This window comes from Nonlabens antarcticus, from assembly GCF_015356755.1.
Taxonomy (GTDB): Bacteria; Bacteroidota; Bacteroidia; order Flavobacteriales; family Flavobacteriaceae; genus Nonlabens; species Nonlabens antarcticus.
Genome location: NZ_JADFCO010000064.1, coordinates 64,187 through 84,662 on the forward strand (window position 1 = coordinate 64,187; position 20,476 = coordinate 84,662).

The window sequence follows — 20,476 nt, forward strand, 5'->3', positions numbered from 1 at the left end:
GAATAGTAGAGTGGATAATAGACCCACCTTGAAAACACTTGAATTTTAGAAAACATCGTTTGATTTAATCTTTAAATCTACCCGACCGTGCTATTCTAAATTAGGTCAATTAACCTCTGTAGGAAATTAATTTAAATTAAGCTCGCGCATCATAAAAGTATTTTTAGGATTGAAGTCATCGCATGAAATTCTGTATACGAGCAATACGTCGATTCTGAAAAAAATGATTTACTAGGCAGAGTACCAGATCTTGATCAACATGACCTAAAACATAACATTTCATTTCATATATTGATTTGATCATGTTTTTGAAATTGTATCTTGAAATTCAAAAGCCGCTCCATTTATCTAATGAAGCGGCTTTTAAAGATGCTGGAAATAATTTAATCCTCCTTTTCAATCACCAAGTAATCTAGCTTGAGCGCGTTAAATTTAGTATTAAACTCTTTTATATCGTTATTTAAAACAGCGTTGAATTTATCCAATTCTGTATCGATTTGAGCTGTCAATTCGTTTTTTACACCTGTATCTTGGACGGTAGGTCCAAAGTTACCCATAGTCACAAGCGAGTTGAGGTGCGCCAATTTATTAGTTAATCTAATCGGGAAATTTAAAGGATCCTGTCCACTGCGGTTTTGCGTCTGATACAAGGCTTTCTCTACCTCTTCAAATTTTGTTTTCATGGAATCTGCCATAGTTAGCATTGCTTTAATTCCATCATCTTTACGGTCTCCATAAACCGTTTTGAAAGCAGATAGTTTTTTATTGAAAGCACGAATGTTCTTCATGGATTTATGTGCCTTATCAACTGTCGCGTTCACTTCATTTACAAAAGTAAATTGAGCTTTCATGTCTTCTACTGTAGCTTCACTTACCGGTGTTCGTTTTATAATTATAGGTTGAGATTGTTTGACACCATTCAATTCTAATTCTACCGTGTAACTCCCAGGAACAGCTTTGGGTCCTGATAAATCTGCCCACCATAATATCATTCCATCTAATTTTTCAGCACCATCGTATTGAGTATCCCAATTGAAGGAGTTAGCTCCAGTTTTAGGTTTGATTTTATTGTCCTTAGAATATGTGGCATATTCTTTAATCAACGTATTGCTAGAATCTAAGAATCTAATTGCTACGCTATCTTTCTCCTTAACCTCTGGTAAAAAGTAGTTTATCCTCACGCCTGATGGGTGATTTGTTCCTGCAGTTAGGGAACTACGGCCGCCGTAACCATCCATTCGATAGGATTCTTTAGGCTGGAAGAGTTTGAACTCTTTGTAGGCTCCTTTGTTTCCCTTATTATTGGCTGCCATTGAAAGTCCCTGGCGTACAATAGCAAGGTCATCGTGAATCCACAGACTACGTCCTTGAGTCGCGATTATTAGATTATCATCTTTCACGGCAAGGTCAGTTATTGGAACAATTGGTAAATTCATCTGAAAGGATTTCCAAGAATCTCCATCATCATTACTAATGTATAGGCCAGTTTCAGTTCCAGCGTAGAGCAATCCTTTTTGCTTCTTGTCCTCACGCACTACTCTTGTAAAATATTCGTCAGGAATACCTTTAGTGATTTTTTCCCAGGTCTTACCGTAATTTGTAGTCTTATATAAATATGGCGTGAAATCTCCTAATTTATACTTTGTAGCGGCAATGTAACAGGTAGCTGGGTCAAATTTGCTGGGTTCAATGCTGTTTATCTGTGCCCATTCAGGAAGACCTTTGGGTGTAATGTTACTCCAGTTTTTACCACCATCCTTAGATAAATGCACGAGTCCATCATCACTACCTATCCACAGTTCACCTTCTTTTAAAGGCGATTCCGCAGCTGCAAAAATGGTACAATAGTATTCGACACTAGTGTTGTCCTGGGTTATTGGACCACCACTAGAACCTAATTTAGTAGGATCATTTCTAGTTAGATCCGGAGAAATTGTTTCCCAGCTTTGGCCTTCATTACTTGTCACGTGAACGTTGTTTGAAAAGGCATATAATTTATTATCACCGTGTTTAGATATGAAAATCGGGAAGTTCCATTGAAATCTGTATTTCATGTCTTCGGCACCATGACCCATGGGGTTATCTGGCCAGACATTGATTCCTCGTTGTGATTTTGTAGCGTGGTTGTATCTTGTTAGAAATCCGCCATAACTACCACCATAAACGATATCATTATTGTTGGGATCAACGGCTATGTGAGCACTTTCTCCACCAGCAGTTTCTTCCCAATCTGTGTCTGTAATAGATCCTCCATTAGTACGGTGTGGAATTCTCACCGTGCTATTGTCTTGTTGCGCGGTATAGATTCTATATGGGAAAGCATTATCTGTCGTAAGTCTGTAAAATTGCGCTGTGGGCTGATTGTGATAGGTACTCCATGTCTCGCCGCCGTCATATGTAATTTGCGCGCCACCATCATCTGCAATGATCATCCTGTTAGAGTCTTCGGGAGCAATCCATAAGTCATGATGATCACCATGCGGTGCATTAGAACTCGTAAAATTACGTCCACCATCGGTGCTTTTGTGGTAGGAAACATTCATAACATAAACAGCATCTTCATCCTGTGGATCTGCATAAATCCTAGTGTAATACCAGGCGCGTTGTCTTAAACTTCGGTCGTCATTTGTTTTTGTCCAGGTCAAACCGGCATCATTGCTGCGGTAAAGTCCACCCTCATCTTTATTTTCTACAATAGCATAAAGTTTATCAGAATTCATGGGAGAAACGGTGATACCCATAATTCCCAAAGTCCCTTTAGCAAAGCCCTCATTTTTTGAAATCTCTACCCAGTTTTCTCCATAATCGGTACTTTTCCAAAGAGCACTGCCGTCCCCACCGCTGCTTAAACTATATGGCGTGCGTTGCAATCTCCAGGTAGAGGCATATAAATTACGTGGATTACTGGGATCAATTATTAAATCAACTGCACCTGCTAGATCATTTGTAAAAAGTGTTTTTTTCCAACTCTTACCACCATCAATCGATTTATAAACGCCACGGTTTTCAGTGCCTTTATAAATGTTTCCCATGACCGCAGCATAGACTATATTGTGGTCATTAGGATCTATTTCCAGACGTGAAACATGTCTACTGTCTGGTAATCCAGCTTGTTTCCAGCTTTTACCAGCATCTACAGATTTCCATATTCCATAACCGCTAGACACATTCCCGCGAACGGTTTTTTCACCACCACCTACATAAATGACATTGTGGTCACTGGGAGCAACGCTAACGACGCCAATACTGCCACCAAAGAAACCATCAGAAATGTTACTCCAAGTGCGACCGCCATCCATTGTTTTCCAAACACCACCGCCTGTACTTCCAAAATAAAACAGATTTGGTTTCCCGGGAACTCCAGTAACTGTAGCACTACGTCCTCCACGGAAAGGTCCCAGTAATCTAAATTCCTGTGATTCATAATATTTCTCTGCCTCAGGTGGGTCTGGAAGTTGTTGGGAGTTCGCTTTCGCGAAAGCGAAAAAACTGAGAATCGCAAGAGCATAATATAGTTTCATAGGTGCATAGTTAGACTCTAAATATAACGAATCAAATAGACTATCAGAATAGGGTAAAATGGGAAATGTTACTGTGAACGAAGGCTAACTATTAAGCTCAAATGCACGCATCTTTGTCTCATCACTTTCTTAAATTTTTTCACGAGCTTACTTAATGTACCTAAAAGAGAAAAAATAGTTTTGCCGACTCTAAAATGAATCATGAATGGATTTTAATCTTAATGCATCCATTACTTTTAATGTAAACATCTTAGAAATCAACCTCGATTTTGGAAATTTCCAGCGTCATTTTCAAATAAAAAACTACAGGTTGTAAATCTTACGGTTAGCCAGGTGAGTGGTTGTGATTATTGCCTTGTATTATCTGCAATATTAAAGAAAGGAGCAGGTTTGTTAGAAGATCAGATCTTAGGCACTTTTACATCAATTCTTACCGATCATGAAACATTAAAAGCGCTCGATGTGTTTATAAAAAACCTTACAGAAAATCGCCATTCTACAGATCGCGATATTATTATAGTGCATGCTGCATTAAGTGAATTCTAGTCAATACTTTAATAGTAACCGACTTAGAATGATACGCAAATAGTGTTCATATTACGGCGAAGTTTGATGCAGAAATCTCATTCACCAAAGCAGTGTGCCTTATTAAAAATATATTTTAAATGATGGTTTTTAAAACATAGCTCAATTATTTTTATAATAATTGAGCTTTTTTTAGGACTGGGCATAAATAATTTCTCCGCTTGCTTCTTTATCACGCAATTCTGAAACTAAATTTACCGCATCAGGAACAACGTCACTACAGCATACTATTAAGCATCCTTTTTGGGCATTTTCCACAGCATGCATAATCGCTTTTTGCTCTGAAGGAATCACGGTGATCTTTATTTTAGAATTCTTTTTTTTGATTCCATCTTCTAACATTTTAATCAATTCTTCCTCCGTTTTGCCTCGCAATTGCTTGTCTTGCCTGATGATAATCTCGTCAAACATTTCTGCGGCAATGCCGCCTATTTGATTGTTATCTTCAATTCGTCTGTCACCTATTCCTGCTATGATCCCTACTTTGTAAGTGTTTTCAAAAGTGTCCACAAAATCTTTTAAGGCATACATTCCGGCTGGATTGTGAGCATAATCTAATAAGACATCGAAATTCTTGAACTTGAACATGTTCAATCGGCCAGGTGTAGTTTGCGCTGATGGGATGAAGCTCTCTAAGGCAGCTCTCATATCTTCAATACTGATTCCCTGTACATTACCAGCGATTACTGAGGGTAATATGTTCTTAATCATAAACTGGGCTTTACCGCCGTAGGTCAACGGTACATCCTCAGCCTTTATAATGCGCATTTTCCACTGTCCTTTACATAGAGTTATGAATCCATTTTCATAGACTGCTGTGATCCCACCCAGTTTTTGCAACGCTTTGATACGCGGATTGTTTTCATCCATTGAAAACAGAGCCAGATTACAATTAATTGTTCTGCGCATTTCATATACGAGATCGTCATCTGCATTTAAAATGGCATAACCTTCTGGTAATACCGTTTCTGGAATTACACCTTTTACTCGAGCTAGTTGCTCAATCGTATGAATACCTTTTAATCCCAAATGGTCTGCACTGACGTTAGTCACGATACCTATGTTACATTTTTTAAAGCCTAATCCAGAACGCAACAAGCCGCCGCGAGCACTCTCTAAAACTGCGAGGTTTACTGTAGGATCACGTAAAACAAATTCTGCACTTCCTGGACCGGTGCAATCACCGGACATGAGTAAACGGTTTTGAATGTAGACTCCATCACTAGTAGTGTATCCTACTCGATAGCCTTTAAACTTTGCCATGTGCGCTATTAAACGACTGGTGGTCGTTTTTCCATTTGTTCCTGTAATGGCAATTATAGGAATGCGTCCCGTGTCTCCATGCATAGGGAATAATTTATCCACTACAGGAGCCGCTACATTTCTAGGTAAACCTGTGGTGGGCGATAGGTGCATACGGAATCCAGGTCCGGCGTTAACCTCGATAATAGCGCCATCAGTGTCTGTAAGAGGTTGGCTTATATCTGTGGTCATCATATCGATACCGCAGATATCTAAATCTATAATTTTGGAAATGCGCTCTGCCATTGAAACGTTGGCAGGATGAACAATATCTGTTACATCCTCAGCAGTACCGCCAGTACTTAGGTTAGCTGTGTCTTTTAAAATCAAACATTCGTCCTTAGGCAGAATACTTTCTAATGTATAACCAGAGGCTGCAATAATAGTTTCTGTAAGAGTGTTAATTGAAATTTGTGTCAATACATTCTCATGACCATAACCACGCCGCGGATCTTTATTAACCGTGTGAATTAAATTTTCCACAGAGTCTTTACCATTACCTATAACATGAGCTGGTGTTCTTTTAGCCGCTGCTACCAAAACGTTGTTTATAACGAGCAGCCTGTAGTCTGAACCTACTACCATTTTTTCAACAATGATGCGACTGGAAACTTCTTTTGCTTCTCTAAAAGCCACTAGAGCTTCATCGTAACTATTAATATCTACTGTAATGCCGCGACCATGATTACCATCTACTGGTTTTATAACTAATGGAAAACCTACATAATTGCAAGTAGCTTCTAGCGACGTCTCGTTGCGCAGAATTTCTCCGCGCGGTACGGGAACTTCCGCTTGTTGTAAAAGATATTTAGTATCCTCTTTATCGCAGGCTAATTCTACTCCTATACTGCTGGTTTCACTGGTGACCGTGGCTTGAATTCGCTTTTGGTTAGCTCCATATCCCAATTGACACAGAGAATATTTATTTAATCTTATCCATGGAATACCACGGCTTTCTGCCTCTTCTACTATAGAACCTGTACTTGGTCCCAATCGGGTCGCTTCTCGCAACACTCGCATTCTTTGAATGTCTGGATCTAGATCGTAATCTTCAGCACTAATCAATGCCTCACAAATACGTACTGCTGCGGTGGCGGCATAACGTCCCACCTCCTCTTCCATATAGGAAAACACTACATTGTAGACCCCTTTTTCTCCAAAATCTCTAGTCCTTCCAAAACCAGTATCCATGCCAGCCATTGTCTGAATTTCTAGGGCGATATGCTCAATGACATGCCCCATCCATGTGCCGTCCTTAACTCTCATAAAAAAACCACCCGGACACCCTTCAGAACAGCGATGCGTGTACATACCTGGTAAAAGCCTTTCTAAACGCTCACCAAAGCCATTGATTTTGTTAGTAGGAAACTCCTCCATCTTTTCCAGATCTAATACCATGACAATTAATTTATGGCGTCTAATGGACCAGTAATTAGGTCCGCGCATGGTATTGATCTCTCTGATATTCATATTAAAGGCTTTAAGTAAGATGATAGCTTCTAAATGTAGGCCTTTCTGTGTACAAAGAGTATTTTTGTAAATGCTAAAAAGCGTTAAAAATGAATATTAAAGGAACACTAATTCCTATAGGTGGTAACGAGGATAAAGGAACAGAAGAACAGGAAATCTATACTCTTGAGTTTATTGAGGAGGGAATTTTAGCGCGCGTCGTAGCCGAAACAGGTGGAACAGATGCCTGTATTGTAATTATTCCTACTGCAAGTCAGATTCCAGTAGAGGTTAGCGAGAACTATTTAAAAGCTTTTGGTAAGTTGGGTTGTAAAAATGTTCATATTATGGATATACGAGAGCGAGACGACTCTCTTAAACCGGAATATTTAGAATTAATGCGATCTGCAAATTGTGTCATGTTTAGCGGTGGTAATCAATCACTTATAACTCAGAAGATAGGAGGTACAGAGCTGCACGAAATTATTATGGACAAGTATAAAAACACCTCGTTCGTTATTGCTGGAACCAGTGCCGGAGCGATGTGTATGTCTGAACAAATGATTACTGGCGGTAGTGCCAAAGAGTCATTTGTAAAAGGAGCGGTAGGTCTGGGATCAGGAATGTCCTTTATCCCAAGCTTAATAATAGACTCCCATTTTATAAGACGCGGGAGATTTGGACGTATGGCAGAAAGTGTGGCAACATTTCCAGATCTACTGGGAATAGGTCTTGCAGAAGATACAGGACTGATTATTAAAAATGGTAAAACTATAGAAGTTATAGGCTCAGGAATGATCATCATATTTGACCCTAGAAAGATCAAACATAACAACTTGCCTTACATAACAAAGGGTGACAATCTATCGATCACAAACATGCGAACGCACGTTTTGTCAAACGGCGATGTTTTTAATATCAAAAACCGCAAGCTTGAAATAGTTCCTGCGTCGGTACATAATTAATGTTTTAAAAACTGATTCCAGAGAGTTTTCAAGGCACTTATTCGTCCTTATATATAGATATCGTTTTGGGAGAGTTCGCTTTCGCGTAAGCGCGGTACATGCCAGCGGTATTAAATGGTAGAGATATATTGCCTTTAGCATCCACAGCAATCAAGCCGCCATCGCCCCCTAATTTCTTGATGCGGTTATGGATGACCTCATTTGCAGCATCTTCCAACGACATATTCTTAAACTCCATCAAAGCACTAACTTCATAAGCGACAACACCTCTAATAAAATACTCGCCACTGCCGGTACAGCTCACTGCACAAGTTTCATTGTTAGCATAATTTCCAGCACCTATCATGGGACTATCGCCTATACGGCCCCATTTTTTATTAGTCATGCCACCGGTAGAAGTGGCCGCGGCTAGATTACCTTGTTGATCCATGGCTACAGCGCCAACAGTGCCAAATTTAGAATCTTTTTTTACTGAATGATCCAGCTGGAAATTGTCACTGTCCTTTATAGCCTGCCACTGGTCATGTCTCAATTGATCAAAGAAATAATCTGGATCCTCTAAAGAATAATCTCTTGATTTTGCAAATTCCATGGCACCATCACCTGCTAGAAATACGTGTTCACTATATTCCATCACGTCTTTAGCAAGTTGAACGGGATTTTTTATTCCCGTAATAAGAGACACTGCACCTGCGTTCAATGCCTTGCCTTCCATAATCGCCGCATCCATTTCATGAGTTCCCTGTGCGGTAAACACACTGCCTTTCCCAGCATTAAATAAAGGGGAGTCTTCCATAAAAGATACCGCAGCTGCTACAGTATCAACAGCGCTTCCACCATTTTCAAGAATTGTTATCCCATGATTTAAAGCTTGACTTAATGCCTCTGTGTATGACTCTTCTTTTCGCTCGGTCATATGCTCCTTAAGCAACGTTCCTGCGCCGCCGTGGATAGCGATGGTATAATTTTTCATTTTATGGGTTTTATAGTTGGCGAACATGTGTGATTTCGATGCTCGCTAAATTGATTTTTACAATGAAACCTAGTGATTTTCTAATCGAGTTTTATAAATTGAAGCTCTGAATCAATAATATCGCTTTTAGCTTTAACAACAAAAAGACTGTCCTGCACTTTTATAATATCGCAATTTATTTTCTTCCCGATCACAGAACTCACATCACCTGGGTAATTCTCAATATTAGTGTAGGTCATTTCATAACTGCAGTCAGAAGTCCATTTGATGGAAGAAGTCACAACAATATTATTCACAGGGTTCGTTTCTATTTGTGAGGTCTCTGTTCTCACGATAATTTCAGGTCTGCTTCCACCTGTATAGATAAAATTTCCTGTTTTTAAATCTGAACAATCATTTTCTTGGGAGCAACTAACTAAGGTTAATACTAGCATCGCTGATAAATACAAATACTTCATAAACTGACTTAAGCTGGGTATTAATTAAAATTCATTTTTTCTATACTCTAGAGGAGTTCTTCCGGTTTGTTTCTTAAAAAATTTAGAGAAATGGCTAGGTTCGCCATATCCTAAATCGTAAGCGATTTCCTCTGCAGTCATTTCTGAATTTCGCAATAAGCGTTTTGCCTCTAATGCGATGCGTTCGTTAATGACTTTAAGTGGAGATTTTACATCATGTTTTCTGAAAAAATTCGACAGTGTTTTGGGAGACTTAAAAAGTAAATCGGCATAGTCTGCTACTTGATGTTTTTCTTTAAAATGCTGCTCTACTAGAATGTTGAATTTTCTTATCAAATCTACCTGCTTAGTACTAAGGTTTTCTTGATGTCGATCTGTTTTAATCAATCGAGTTGCTGTTATCAACATACGCTTGAGCATTGCACGCAACATTTCACCTTGAATGTGATCCTTATTCTCGAATTCTTCTTGAAAGAGCACCAGCATAGCACTCATACTATTTTGCTCTCTCAATAAAAGATCAACCACAGGTGCGTTTGAAGAACCATAAAACAGGAGCCCTAAACAAGAGACTTCCGCATCTTGATTTTGAATACAGTAGAACTCTCTATTAAATATATAGGAAATCAGACCATAATTGTCTTTCGGTATATTGACAATATTATCTGGTGTACAAAATAACACCTGATTTGCTTTGAGAATTACATCATAGCCATCTACGGTTAATTCTTGTTCGCCAGAAACACACCACACTATTTTATAAAGGTCCTTTTCGGTTAATAAATGAAGCGATGGACCGCACTGAAAACTAGTGACGATAAAAATTCCCTCATCTCTAATATTGTGATAATCGAGTTTCATGCCTTAAAAATAAGTAATTAGGCAAGATAACCTCATTTGTTAGCGATCTGCTTCTTGACGTTTTTAATACCGCCGGCATTGACAACTTTAAATCCATTTGCTTTTAATTGTGCTGTCGCAATAGCACTGCGTCCTCCCATTGCGCAGTAAACGATGACAGGCTTGCTTTTATCAACTTCTGACATGCGCTGGTCAATGGATTGCACCGGAATATTTTTAGATGTTTGTAGGTGTCCAGTGTTGAATTCAGAAGACGTACGAACATCTAGTAGCGTAGCACCTTGATCGAGGTACTTTTTAATTTTGCGATTCTTACTGTTATTAAAAATTCCAAACATATATAGGGTCTAATCTTGTTGCTAGCAACTTAGGGAGATTGCTTTTTGATTGAGGCATGAAAGTTAAAAAAGGCTACTCTCCTGCCGCTCAATGGTAGTCGAAATGATAAGGTGTTCCTTAATTAACGTTACTTCGAAAATTCTTTTTTAATTCTTACAATTGACTTTTCAAACATTAAAACCATAGAGGTTTAACTACAATCTGATTGATGGTGAAAATTTGCTTTGACTATGCACGAGTCAAACGGTAGATGTTGTTTTTAGCTCATATTGAGATCACAATTTATCATTTGCAACAAATTTCAGTAATAAATTCAAAAACAACATCATTTTAATACTGAAGAAGGAGCTGCATTTGTTAAATGATAATTACTCAAGCAGTTCTTCAATCTCTTCTACCAATAACCATTCTTCAGGGAAATTTTCTAAAATCTCAACTTTTAGTTTCTGGAGCAACGGTTCATTGATTTTATCCTGCTCGCGATAATCACGGATTTTTTGATATAACCCATGAACAGCCTGCTCTCTTTTAGAAGGCTTGGGTTTCATCATTTTATCATCGCTTTCATGAAATACCAGGTCAAAACTGTGGTAATCTGCTGGGCCTGCATAAGCGCTAACGATCTCTTTCCCTACAGCGAGATGAAGAATACCGTCTGCAGGCGAGAATAGAATTTCGTCTTGGTAGGTAACGGTACAATCTGTAAACTGGATAAGCATGAGTTTACCGTTCACATTACGCATGCCGGTAACATTTAGTCCTTCAACGCGTATGCCGCTTTCATAGGTGAATTCTATACGCTCGTTATCATAAAAATTATATGCTTGCAAATCACGTGGCCCCATATCTTCAATAGCAAGATTGATTCCCTTCAGTTTTCCAATAGGAGATAGAAACCCCTTGTTATGAGTAGCTACACCATGACTAATTAATTCTTTCTCCCTATAAGCTAAAGCCGATTTCCCGCTGGTTTCAAAATAAATAACTTCATTGTCCTCATTTTTTATCATGCGGGTAAAGACTCCAGAAACCTGCAAGCCCGTACTCAACTCTATCGTCCCTAGGCTTTTTGAATTGATGAGCTTTTGGAGTCCTCGATGGCCACCTTTGCGCACTGCCATAGTATTTGCAAACTCTTCCAACACCTCGCTCAAATGAGCAAAATCTGGAGTAACGTAAAGATGAGGTTGCTTGCTGGTAATATCAAAATCTTGATAAGCAGCATCAATGGTATAAGGACGTTTTTCCACGGCTGGATCTAAGCAGCTTTTACTTTCACCTATGCTAGAAAGCAAGCCAGCACCATAGAGTTTAGGCTTTTCTAGTGTTCCCACAAGACCGTATTCCACAGTCCACCAGTGTAGATTTCTAATTAAAGACATTTCACTGGGTTCTACTTTTTTATTTTGAAGGCGCTCAATCTCTGCTTCCGCATTTTTGATTTTTTCTTCAAGTGTTTGGTTTTTTTGCTCGCTGCGTATTTCTTTTAAAATTGAAATCTCGCGCACCGCTTCATACATCTCATGGTCGTGGGAACTGGAAATTGCCTTGCTACCTATTTCACCAAAACGCCTGAGATATTCCGCATAATCTGGGCTGGCAATAATGGGAGCGTGACCTGCCGCTTCATGGATAATATCTGGGGCAGGAGTGTACTCGATATTTTCCAGCTTCCGAATATCTGCCGCAATCACTAAAATTTTAAATGCCTGAAACTCCATAAAAGCTGCTGGTGGTATGAATCCATCAACAGCAACCGCAGCCCATCCTATTTCTTTTAGGATACGGTTCATCCCATACATTGACGGAATTTCATCAACAGATATTCCGGTTTTTTTCAATCCATCCAGATAGGAGTTATGTGCAACTTTGGAAAGGAATTCTACATTTTTATGCATCACATGACGCCACACGGCTTGATCTTGTGCAGTGTACAATTCATAATTCTGCGGTTTGATAAACTGCTTCAAATGAGGTGGCAAACGATCAATTAATGGGTTCGTTTCTATGTTCTTTGTCATGTTCAATTAATATGTATCAAAGCTACTTTAAATAATCATCAAGCAGTGGAAGTGAGTAAGAGGTTGTAAAGAATTAATGTCACTATTTTAATAGCCTAAACCTATAATATCCTATAGAATTTCTTTAATGATACCTTTGCAGTAATGACAAAACGTAAAAATCAAATCATTACCACTGCGGCAGCACTTTTTAAAGCTCGCGGTTACAGTGCCGTGACCATGAGAGACCTTGCGGCATCTATGGATATGAAAGCAGCAAGTTTATACAATCATATCTCTGGAAAACAAGAGATCTTGACTCATTTAATTCTTGAAGTTGCCCATAAGTTTACAAAGGGGATGAATTCCATTGTGTCTGATGGCGATTCCGCTTTCGCGAAAGCGGAAAAACTTATAGCATTACACATAGAAATTGCCATCCTGCATTCTGACGCACTCGCGGTATTAAACACCGACTGGATGCATCTGGAAGGAGCAGATTATGATGAATACATCGCTTTGCGCAAAGGATATGAACAGGATTTCAAAAAGATTTTACAGCAGGGAATTCTAGCTGGCGAGTTTAAAAACCTACATGTGGAAACCATACTTTTCAATTTGCTCAGCACATTGCGATCCATCTACCTATGGATACCAAAAAAATCAGCTACCGAAGTAGCTGATCTTAAAAATGAATTACCTGAAATTCTTTTAACGGGAATCAGAAATTAATTATTTTTTTCTTGCTCTAATGTAGGGTAATCAGTGTAACCTTCAAGTCCTTGAGAGTAAAAAGTATCCTGATTCCAGTCAGCAGTTTTTGCTTTAAGTTCAAAACGGTGAACTAGATCTGGGTTTGAAATATATAATTTCCCATAAGCTACAAGATCTGCATTTCCTTCCTCAATAACTTTATTACCAGACTCACGGTCAAATTGGTTATTGATCATCAAATTTCCTTTATAGATAGGACGGTAGTGTTTTGCTATGTCATCTACTAAGAAATCAATATCGCTTACATCGGTAAATGGTTCTGATAAGTGTAGATAGGAAAGGTCGTAATCATTCAAGCGCTCGACTAGATAATCAAAAAACGGAATAGAATCTGGAGTACCTTCCAGACCGAATACTTTATTCAAAGATGGGTTTAAACGACAAGCGATGAGGTTCTCAGGCCAGTGTTTTTTGATTTCATCCAATACTTCAAAGAAAATTCTAGCTTTATTCTCGTGACTTCCTCCATATTCATCAGTTCGCACATTTGAATTGCTATTGAAGAATTGATGTAATAGATAACCATTAGAACTGTGGATTTCTACTCCGTCAAAACCTGCTTCTTTAGCATTTGCAGCCGCTTGTCCATATTCTTTTACGGTTTGCGCAATTTCCTCTTTTGTCATTGCGTGAGGAGTTACTGTAGGGTGTTCTTTTCCATCAGGGCCTACCATTTGGATATTTGGATTGATGGCACTAGGTGCCCAGGTCTCTCCATCTTCATGATAAACAGGTAAAGAATTACGACCTACGTGCCATAATTGCATAAATATTTTTCCACCTTCATTGTGGACACTTTCTACCACTTTTTTCCATCCTGCAATTTGCTCCTTATTAAATATTCCAGCTACATAAGTGTAACCTCTTGATCTTCGAGATATTTCTGCACCTTCAGTAATAATCAATCCAGCACCAGCGCGCTGTGTATAGTATTCTACATGTTTTTGTTCAGGAGACTGAGTTTCATTAGTAGCTCTAGAACGGGTCATAGGTGCCATTACGACACGGTTTTTTAATTCAACTCCGCCTATGGTTATAGGCTGCAGTAGTGGTTGTGTAGTGCTCATGTGTTGTTCTTTTCTACAAAGTTATTGTACATACAAGCAATTGCGGTTAACGTGGCGTTAATTGAGAAAAGTTTGCAGTTTAGAGCTGAGGATTCTAGAACTTAAATGAGCTTTGAAGCTCCCGTCAAATAGTCGTTAGTTGACGATTACTGGTGTCTTTTCGCGAGTTCTTTTTCAATATCTTTTAAGGAAAATCCTTTAGCTTTAAGCAATACAAGATAATGGTACATCAAATCGCCGGCCTCATAGATAAAGTCTTCTTCGGTTCCATTGATGGCGTCGATTACAGTTTCTACGGCTTCTTCGCCCACTTTCTGAGCAACTTTATTGATTCCTTTTTGGATCAGAGAATAGGTGTAGGAACCCTCCGCTTTATCGTCGATACGCTGGTGGATCGTTTTTTCTAGATCGGCAATCGTAAAACTTTCGTTTATTCCGCTTTTGCGAAAGCGAACTTCTTCTCCAGTTTCTGCACTATGCGGAGCCGAGGCATGGTCACTGAGCGGAGTCGAAGTGTCAAAACAGGAAACAGAACCTGTATGACAGGTTGGGCCGTGGGCATTTGCCATAACCAGAATAGTGTCTTGATCACAATCGATTTTCATATCAACCACGTCGAGATAATTATTTGAAGATTCTCCTTTAGTCCAAAGGCGCTGCTTGCTGCGGGAGAAAAAAGTCACGCGTTTTTCTACTTTTGTTTTTTCAAAAGCTGCGGCATTCATGTAGCCCAGCATTAAAACTTGTTTGCTGGTATTGTCTTGAACGATCACGGGTAAAAGGCCGTCGGTATTTTTATTAAAGTCAGGTTGCATCGTTTTGTTCTTCTAAAAATTGTTCTGGAGTAAGCACGGGAATCAATGATTTTTTGAATCCCTTTTCATCTCTTGTTATTATGTAATCACATTTATAATCTAACGCGCTTTGGTATTGCAATGAATCCTCAAAATCTTTCCATCCGCTATTAATAGCTAATTCTGCCTGCTCTTGATCCATCGTGCAAACTTCAGTAAAAGAACTCATATTTCTAAACCGATTCGTAAAATCAAAAACATCGTGATGAGCAGCTAGAACGTAATCTGCATTTGCCATTGATAGCGGTGTTAAATAAATGATCGCATTATTTTCTATATGGTAGGCAAATAATTTGAGCGTGGTTGCATGGTGGAATCTTGCATCAGTTAAAAGGTCGATAAGTATATTAGTATCCCAGAATATTCTCATTTACCATATTTCTTCAAAAGATATTCGGCTTTGGATTTTTTATAATCAATGTTCTCATCTGCTTTTTTACCACCTTTAAAACTCAACGCAATTTCCTTTACTTCTGGCGATAATTCTTCATAGATGTCATAGGACTTAGGTTGGACCCGTCGCCTAAGGTAATCTTCAATAAATTTTGACAAACTAGTACCTTGTTCTTTAACATATTCCTTAGCCAAATCAATAATCTCCTTATCGAGCTTCAATGTGAGTTTAGTATCCATGATTTCTCAATTTAATTCAAATGTACGTATAAAAAATATAATTAGCACGTATGGATATCAGTTTGATATTGTTAAGTCGTCGACTCGTTCTGAGCATAGTCAAAACAAGAATTGCTTCCCTATCTCATTTAAATCTAAATCATCTTGAATAGTCGTATTTTTATGTAGAAAGAATTCTAATTTCAACTCCAGCCTCAACCAATTGCCTTTTCAACTCAGGAACCGGCAATTCTCCAAAATGAAATATACTCGCTGCAAGCCCAGCGCTCGCATGAGTGTCTTTAAACAATTCTTCGAAATGCGCTGCTGTTCCACCACCGCCAGAGGCGATGATTGGAATATTTAACTTACGCGAAATCAAGTCTGTAATCTCAAGGGCAAATCCGTTTTTTACACCGTCATGATCCATGCTGGTCAACAATATCTCGCCAGCGCCACGACGCTCGCACTCTTCACACCACGCGATGGTTTCAAGGTTAGTTTCTATCCTGCCGCCTGCGACAAATACTTTATTCGTCAAGCCGTCGGCCTGTGCTGAGCGTAGTCGAAGTAAGGACGGCTTCGCTTTGTCGTTTATCTCAATTTTGTTTATATTTCTTCCATTATCAGAATCATTCTGAACTCTCTTTGTATCCACTGCCACCACCACACATTGACTTCCCAGTTCTGCCGCCAGTTCGCTTATTAGCTCTGGTCGTTTAACCGCAGCGCTATTGATGGCTACTTTGTCAGCACCGGCTTTAATAATTTCTTTAGCCAGCGTCACGTCATTAATCCCGCCACCAACGGTAAACGGAATATTCAATACTGCCGCAATTTCCCTTACCAATGGAACGAGTGTATCACGCTTCTCAACAGTCGCTGTGATATCGAGAAAACACAATTCGTCAGCACCCTGCGCTGCATATTGTTTGGCAAGTTCTACTGGATCGCCAGCATCTCGCAAACCAACGAAGTTGATTCCTTTTACGGTTCGTCCATCCTTGATATCAAGGCATGGTATTATTCTTTTTTTAAGCCCCATTGTCCTGCGGACATTTCCCCAAAAAGGGAAACTAATTTTAATTAATATTTCGTTTTCAGCCTCACACTCTTTAACTATTATGCTCCTTTTGCGAGCGACTTGAGATCGGAATTAGCTTTGCTAATTCTGACCTAGGACATAAGACTAAACAAAAAATAGTCTTATGTCTTATGTCAGGCAATGCATAGCACTGCCAAATCTTATGTCGTCTCTATAAATTCTCTTAATAGTTATACTCAAAATTAGAAAATCAACCAGCTAAATTATTGCCCTGATCAATAATCACTTTTCCCACTCTTCCCTTAACAATCCAAATTCAAAATTATCACTCCATCCAGATTTTAATGGCAGGTTCTGTCGTTGAATTCCTTCCTGAACGAATCCGCATTTTTCTAGAACTTTTTTTGAGCCATGATTTTCAACGGCACATCCAGCTTCAACCCGATGTAATTCATCTCTTGTAAAGCATTGTTTTAAAAAATAGTTCAACGCCTCTGTTGCATAACCTTTATTCCAAAATTGCGGATCAAACTTGAACCAAACCTCTGCTTTTTGATATTTTGCATTGGAATATTTAATTCCGAAAATGCCTATGAATTCATCCGTTTTTAATTTAATCGCATAGGTTCTACTTATTCTCTCTTCTTTATCATTTTCAGTAACCCAATTGTTTAAAATCTCTTTGGTTACTTTTTCGTCCTCAGGTATTCCCAGCGCATTGAATTGATCGACTTCTGGAATAGAATGCAATCTGTGGACTGAATCTAAATTCTTTGCTTCCAGCAATCGATATGTTAATCGCTCACTATACAAATTCTCTCAATTCTTTAAAACTTATTCGACCTTCATAGAATGCTTTTCCCACGATAGTTCCCTCACAACCCATCTCTTTCAAACGGTGTAAATCCTCCACAACCGCAACGCCACCAGAGGCAATGAGCTTGATGGGGTGCTCAATACTGATATTATCTAATGAAAACATCGGTGTCTCAACCACATCAATTTTATTCAGGTTTAAAATACTTTTATACAGCTGATAGCTGGGTCCAGCAAGCATTCCGTCTTTTGCTATGTCGGTACAAACGACGTACTCAATTCCTTTCTTGTTCCATTCGTGAATGAATTCTATAACTTCGAGCTCGCTACTTTCTAGCCAACCGTGGGTTGCGATCATTCCATCCTTAGCATCTGCGCCTAATATTATTTTGTTGCTTCCATACTTCTCAATCCAACCATCAAATGTTTCAGCATCCTTAACCGCAATACTTCCACCAGAAACTTGCTGGGCACCGCTTTCAAAAACTGTTTTGATGTCGGCATCCGTTTTCACTCCACCGCCAAAATCTACCTGTAAACCAGTCTGACCCGCAATACGCTCCAATACCTTCCAATTGACCACGTGCGCACTTTTAGCCCCATCCAGATCCACTAGATGTAAATGCTTGATTCCGTTCGCCTCAAATTCTTTAGCCACCTCTAATGGGTCTTCGTTGTAAACCGTTTTTTGGTGGTAATCTCCCTGGGAAAGCCTCACGCATTTCCCGTCTATTATGTCTATCGCTGGTATTATTCTCATAGTGCATTCCTCTCATTTCGCTCCGCTCATTCGTCGGATGCAGGCCGTAGGCGGAGATCTCTACGATTCCAACGCCTACGACTGATTTATTTGTTTTACTCACAGGGCGCAAGCCCCATTGTCCTGCGGACATTTCCCCAAAGGGGAAAACCTCAGTTGATTATTTTTGTTAGTGTCAAGCCGTCGCAGGACGGCTTCGCTAAGTCGTTTACTTCAAAGTGCAAATCTGAAAACCAATTAAAATCCCTTCCGCTGGAAGGGATTTAGGGCAGGTCTACAAAATTCCTCAAAATCCTTTCCCCAACTCCCGCGCTCTTCTCTGGGTGGAATTGCGTTGCATAAAAATTATTCTTCTGCAATACGCTACTAAATGGCAATATGTAACCACAAGTTGCTACAGTATCATCGCAAATCTCTGCATAATAGGAGTGGACATAGTAAACGTCTGCTTCCTGCGGTAATTCTTTTAATAATTCAGAATCGAGAATTCTAAATTCTGAATTAAGCGAGTTCCACCCCATATGAGGCACCTTAAATTCTTGTGATTTGAATAATTTTACATGAGTATCAAAAATACCAAGACATTTTGTATCTCCTTCTTCACTGTGATTGCACATCAATTGCATGCCCAAGCAAATGCCTAGAAAAGGTTGTTTTAAACTGATCAAGACTTGATCCAGTTCTCGCTCGCGCAAATATCTCATTGCCGTTCCAGCCTCGCCCACACCTGGAAAAATCACTTTATCGGCAGCTTGCAATTCTGCAGGATCGTCTGTGACTTTGTTTTCGATTCCTAAACGGTTAAGCGCGTTTGTAACACTACCTATATTTCCCGCATTATATTTTACGATCGCAATCATAGCGTTCCTTTGGTGCTAGGCAACTTGCCGTCGCCGGTTTGCTTGACGGCCATTTTTATCGCTTTTGCAAATGCCTTGAACAACGATTCAATCATGTGGTGCTCATTATCGCCTTCCACCTTCATATTCAGGTTGCATTTTGCCGCATCACTGAAGGATTTGAAGAAGTGGAAGAACAATTCCGTAGGCATATCGCCCACGTATTCTCTCTTAAATTCTGCTTCCCAAACGATCCACGGTCTTCCTCCAAAGTCCACCGCAACTTGTGCTAGCGAGTCGTCCATAGGTAACAGAAAACCATATCTATTGATGCCTTTTTTGGTGGATAACGCTTTCGCGAAAGCATCTCCCAGCGCAATTGCGGTATCCTCAATAGTATGGTGCTCATCGATTTCCAGATCGCCATTGACTTTTATATTAAGATCCAAAGAGCCGTGACGCTGCAGTTGTTCGAGCATATGATCATAAAATTTCAAGCCGGTATCAATCGTTCCATTTCCAGAACCATCAAGGTTTAATATGATCTTAATATCGGTTTCATTTGTTTTCCGACTAACCGATACTAAGCGTGGCTGACCTCTCAAAAAATTGAAAATTTCTTTCCAAGAGTCTGTTTTTAAAACAACCAACTCATCCTCAAAAGTCGAGCTGTCGGTAATAGAAGGCAATTGAATTCCCTTACAACCCAGGTTTTTAGCAAGCTCCATATCGCTATTGCGATCGCCTATCACAAAGCTGTTGGCTAGATCATAGTTGCCTTTAATATAATGAGTCAATAGGCCCGTTTGCGGTTTGCGGGTTGTTGCATTTTGCTCGGGAAAAGATTTGTCTATCAAAACTTCGCTAAAAGTCACACCTTCAGATTCGAGCACATTCATCATTAAATTATGCACTGGCCAGAAAGTGTTTTCTGGAAAACTATCTGTTCCCAGTCCATCCTGATTAGTTATCATGACTAACTCATAATCCAGTTCTCTCGCAATGCGGTGCAATTGCGTGATAGCTTGCGGCAAGAACTCCAATTTTTCAAAACTATCCAGTTGATAATCTGTTGGTGGCTCTTTGACGATAGTACCGTCCCGATCTATAAATAATACTTTTTTCATGCATTCCCGCGAAGGCGGGAAACTCATCCCGCAAACGACTTTATTTGATTAAATGCCTAATTTTCATTGGGTCTTAAAAAGGCAGGAATCTCTGTGAATTCTACACCTGCATTAAATTTATGCCGTTAA

Annotated in this window: 18 protein-coding genes; 2 read left to right on the forward strand and 16 right to left on the reverse strand. The window is 39.4% G+C overall.

Annotated elements, in window-relative coordinates:
• Positions 1-383: 383 nt before the first annotated feature.
• Together IQ282_RS06320 and cphA are read right to left on the reverse strand one after the other, a co-directional pair.
• Positions 384-3,521 (reverse strand): WD40/YVTN/BNR-like repeat-containing protein, encoded by a 3,138-nt coding sequence (locus tag IQ282_RS06320; protein WP_194851009.1) that lies wholly within the window; start codon positions 3,519-3,521, stop codon positions 384-386.
• A gap of 717 nt (positions 3,522-4,238) precedes the next feature.
• Positions 4,239-6,878, reverse strand: coding sequence for a cyanophycin synthetase (gene cphA / locus IQ282_RS06330; RefSeq protein ID WP_194851010.1), 2,640 nt, complete (start codon positions 6,876-6,878; stop codon positions 4,239-4,241).
• 89 nt (positions 6,879-6,967) lie between these two features.
• On the opposite strand from cphA, the gene IQ282_RS06335 reads away from it, so the two are divergent.
• Positions 6,968-7,822 carry a cyanophycinase gene (locus IQ282_RS06335; RefSeq protein ID WP_194851011.1) on the forward strand — a complete coding sequence of 285 codons (855 nt, stop codon included), beginning with the start codon at positions 6,968-6,970 and terminating at the stop codon, positions 7,820-7,822.
• A 37-nt stretch (positions 7,823-7,859) separates the two neighbouring features.
• Here IQ282_RS06335 and IQ282_RS06340 read toward each other — a convergent pair whose 3' ends face one another.
• From IQ282_RS06340 to IQ282_RS06360, 5 genes are all read right to left on the reverse strand, one after another.
• Positions 7,860-8,795, reverse strand: a complete 936-nt coding sequence (locus tag IQ282_RS06340; protein ID WP_194851012.1) for an isoaspartyl peptidase/L-asparaginase family protein — start codon at positions 8,793-8,795, stop codon at positions 7,860-7,862.
• An 80-nt stretch (positions 8,796-8,875) separates the two neighbouring features.
• On the reverse strand, positions 8,876-9,253 hold the full coding sequence (locus tag IQ282_RS06345) for a hypothetical protein (RefSeq protein ID WP_194851013.1): 378 nt from the start codon (positions 9,251-9,253) through the stop codon (positions 8,876-8,878).
• Between the two features lie 24 nt (positions 9,254-9,277).
• A complete protein-coding gene (locus IQ282_RS06350) occupies positions 9,278-10,114 on the reverse strand; it encodes a helix-turn-helix domain-containing protein (RefSeq protein WP_194851014.1) in 837 nt (278 codons plus the stop codon).
• A gap of 32 nt (positions 10,115-10,146) precedes the next feature.
• A complete protein-coding gene (locus IQ282_RS06355) occupies positions 10,147-10,452 on the reverse strand; it encodes a rhodanese-like domain-containing protein (protein ID WP_194851015.1) in 306 nt (101 codons plus the stop codon).
• A gap of 369 nt (positions 10,453-10,821) precedes the next feature.
• Positions 10,822-12,474: an aromatic amino acid hydroxylase gene (locus IQ282_RS06360; RefSeq protein ID WP_194851016.1), complete on the reverse strand. Its 1,653-nt coding sequence runs from the start codon at positions 12,472-12,474 to the stop codon at positions 10,822-10,824.
• A 144-nt stretch (positions 12,475-12,618) separates the two neighbouring features.
• On the opposite strand from IQ282_RS06360, the gene IQ282_RS06365 reads away from it, so the two are divergent.
• Positions 12,619-13,185 carry a TetR/AcrR family transcriptional regulator gene (locus IQ282_RS06365; RefSeq protein ID WP_194851017.1) on the forward strand — a complete coding sequence of 189 codons (567 nt, stop codon included), beginning with the start codon at positions 12,619-12,621 and terminating at the stop codon, positions 13,183-13,185.
• On the opposite strand, the gene IQ282_RS06370 is transcribed toward IQ282_RS06365, so the two are convergent.
• From IQ282_RS06370 to hisB, 9 genes are all read right to left on the reverse strand, one after another.
• Positions 13,182-14,294: an alkene reductase gene (locus IQ282_RS06370; protein ID WP_194851018.1), complete on the reverse strand. Its 1,113-nt coding sequence runs from the start codon at positions 14,292-14,294 to the stop codon at positions 13,182-13,184. The genes IQ282_RS06365 and IQ282_RS06370 overlap by 4 nt on opposite strands.
• Before the next feature lie 146 nt (positions 14,295-14,440).
• Entirely contained in the window at positions 14,441-15,109 is a 669-nt protein-coding gene (gene hisIE / locus IQ282_RS06375) for a bifunctional phosphoribosyl-AMP cyclohydrolase/phosphoribosyl-ATP diphosphatase HisIE (RefSeq protein ID WP_194851019.1), read from the reverse strand.
• On the reverse strand, positions 15,099-15,518 hold the full coding sequence (locus IQ282_RS06380; RefSeq protein ID WP_194851020.1) for a type II toxin-antitoxin system VapC family toxin: 420 nt from the start codon (positions 15,516-15,518) through the stop codon (positions 15,099-15,101). Before IQ282_RS06380 ends, hisIE begins: the two co-directional genes overlap by 11 nt.
• Positions 15,515-15,781, reverse strand: coding sequence for a DUF6364 family protein (locus IQ282_RS06385; protein ID WP_194851021.1), 267 nt, complete (start codon positions 15,779-15,781; stop codon positions 15,515-15,517). The genes IQ282_RS06380 and IQ282_RS06385 overlap by 4 nt, the downstream gene beginning before the upstream one ends.
• Before the next feature lie 160 nt (positions 15,782-15,941).
• A complete protein-coding gene (hisF, locus tag IQ282_RS06390; RefSeq protein ID WP_194851022.1) occupies positions 15,942-16,805 on the reverse strand; it encodes an imidazole glycerol phosphate synthase subunit HisF in 864 nt (287 codons plus the stop codon).
• Between the two features lie 282 nt (positions 16,806-17,087).
• Complete coding sequence (locus tag IQ282_RS06395; protein WP_194851023.1) at positions 17,088-17,618, reverse strand: GNAT family N-acetyltransferase; 531 nt, start codon at positions 17,616-17,618, stop codon at positions 17,088-17,090.
• A complete protein-coding gene (locus IQ282_RS06400) occupies positions 17,611-18,381 on the reverse strand; it encodes a 1-(5-phosphoribosyl)-5-[(5-phosphoribosylamino)methylideneamino]imidazole-4-carboxamide isomerase (protein WP_194851024.1) in 771 nt (256 codons plus the stop codon). Before IQ282_RS06400 ends, IQ282_RS06395 begins: the two co-directional genes overlap by 8 nt.
• A gap of 263 nt (positions 18,382-18,644) precedes the next feature.
• Complete coding sequence (gene hisH / locus IQ282_RS06405; protein ID WP_194851025.1) at positions 18,645-19,241, reverse strand: imidazole glycerol phosphate synthase subunit HisH; 597 nt, start codon at positions 19,239-19,241, stop codon at positions 18,645-18,647.
• On the reverse strand, positions 19,238-20,347 hold the full coding sequence (gene hisB, locus IQ282_RS06410; protein WP_194851026.1) for a bifunctional histidinol-phosphatase/imidazoleglycerol-phosphate dehydratase HisB: 1,110 nt from the start codon (positions 20,345-20,347) through the stop codon (positions 19,238-19,240). Before hisB ends, hisH begins: the two co-directional genes overlap by 4 nt.
• Positions 20,348-20,476 lie beyond the last annotated feature (129 nt).

Bases quoted from the DNA above. Each gene is read 5' to 3' on its own strand.
- IQ282_RS06320 (WP_194851009.1), bottom strand. From the start codon at position 3,521: ATGAAACTATATTATGCTCTTGCGATTCTCAGTTTTTTCGCTTTCGCG.
- cphA (WP_194851010.1), bottom strand. From the start codon at position 6,878: ATGAATATCAGAGAGATCAATACCATGCGCGGACCTAATTACTGGTCC.
- IQ282_RS06335 (WP_194851011.1), top strand. From the start codon at position 6,968: ATGAATATTAAAGGAACACTAATTCCTATAGGTGGTAACGAGGATAAA.
- IQ282_RS06340 (WP_194851012.1), bottom strand. From the start codon at position 8,795: ATGAAAAATTATACCATCGCTATCCACGGCGGCGCAGGAACGTTGCTT.
- IQ282_RS06345 (WP_194851013.1), bottom strand. From the start codon at position 9,253: ATGAAGTATTTGTATTTATCAGCGATGCTAGTATTAACCTTAGTTAGT.
- IQ282_RS06350 (WP_194851014.1), bottom strand. From the start codon at position 10,114: ATGAAACTCGATTATCACAATATTAGAGATGAGGGAATTTTTATCGTC.
- IQ282_RS06355 (WP_194851015.1), bottom strand. From the start codon at position 10,452: ATGTTTGGAATTTTTAATAACAGTAAGAATCGCAAAATTAAAAAGTAC.
- IQ282_RS06360 (WP_194851016.1), bottom strand. From the start codon at position 12,474: ATGACAAAGAACATAGAAACGAACCCATTAATTGATCGTTTGCCACCT.
- IQ282_RS06365 (WP_194851017.1), top strand. From the start codon at position 12,619: ATGACAAAACGTAAAAATCAAATCATTACCACTGCGGCAGCACTTTTT.
- IQ282_RS06370 (WP_194851018.1), bottom strand. From the start codon at position 14,294: ATGAGCACTACACAACCACTACTGCAGCCTATAACCATAGGCGGAGTT.
- hisIE (WP_194851019.1), bottom strand. From the start codon at position 15,109: ATGCAACCTGACTTTAATAAAAATACCGACGGCCTTTTACCCGTGATC.
- IQ282_RS06380 (WP_194851020.1), bottom strand. From the start codon at position 15,518: ATGAGAATATTCTGGGATACTAATATACTTATCGACCTTTTAACTGAT.
- IQ282_RS06385 (WP_194851021.1), bottom strand. From the start codon at position 15,781: ATGGATACTAAACTCACATTGAAGCTCGATAAGGAGATTATTGATTTG.
- hisF (WP_194851022.1), bottom strand. From the start codon at position 16,805: ATGGGGCTTAAAAAAAGAATAATACCATGCCTTGATATCAAGGATGGA.
- IQ282_RS06400 (WP_194851024.1), bottom strand. From the start codon at position 18,381: ATGAGAATAATACCAGCGATAGACATAATAGACGGGAAATGCGTGAGG.
- hisH (WP_194851025.1), bottom strand. From the start codon at position 19,241: ATGATTGCGATCGTAAAATATAATGCGGGAAATATAGGTAGTGTTACA.
- hisB (WP_194851026.1), bottom strand. From the start codon at position 20,347: ATGAAAAAAGTATTATTTATAGATCGGGACGGTACTATCGTCAAAGAG.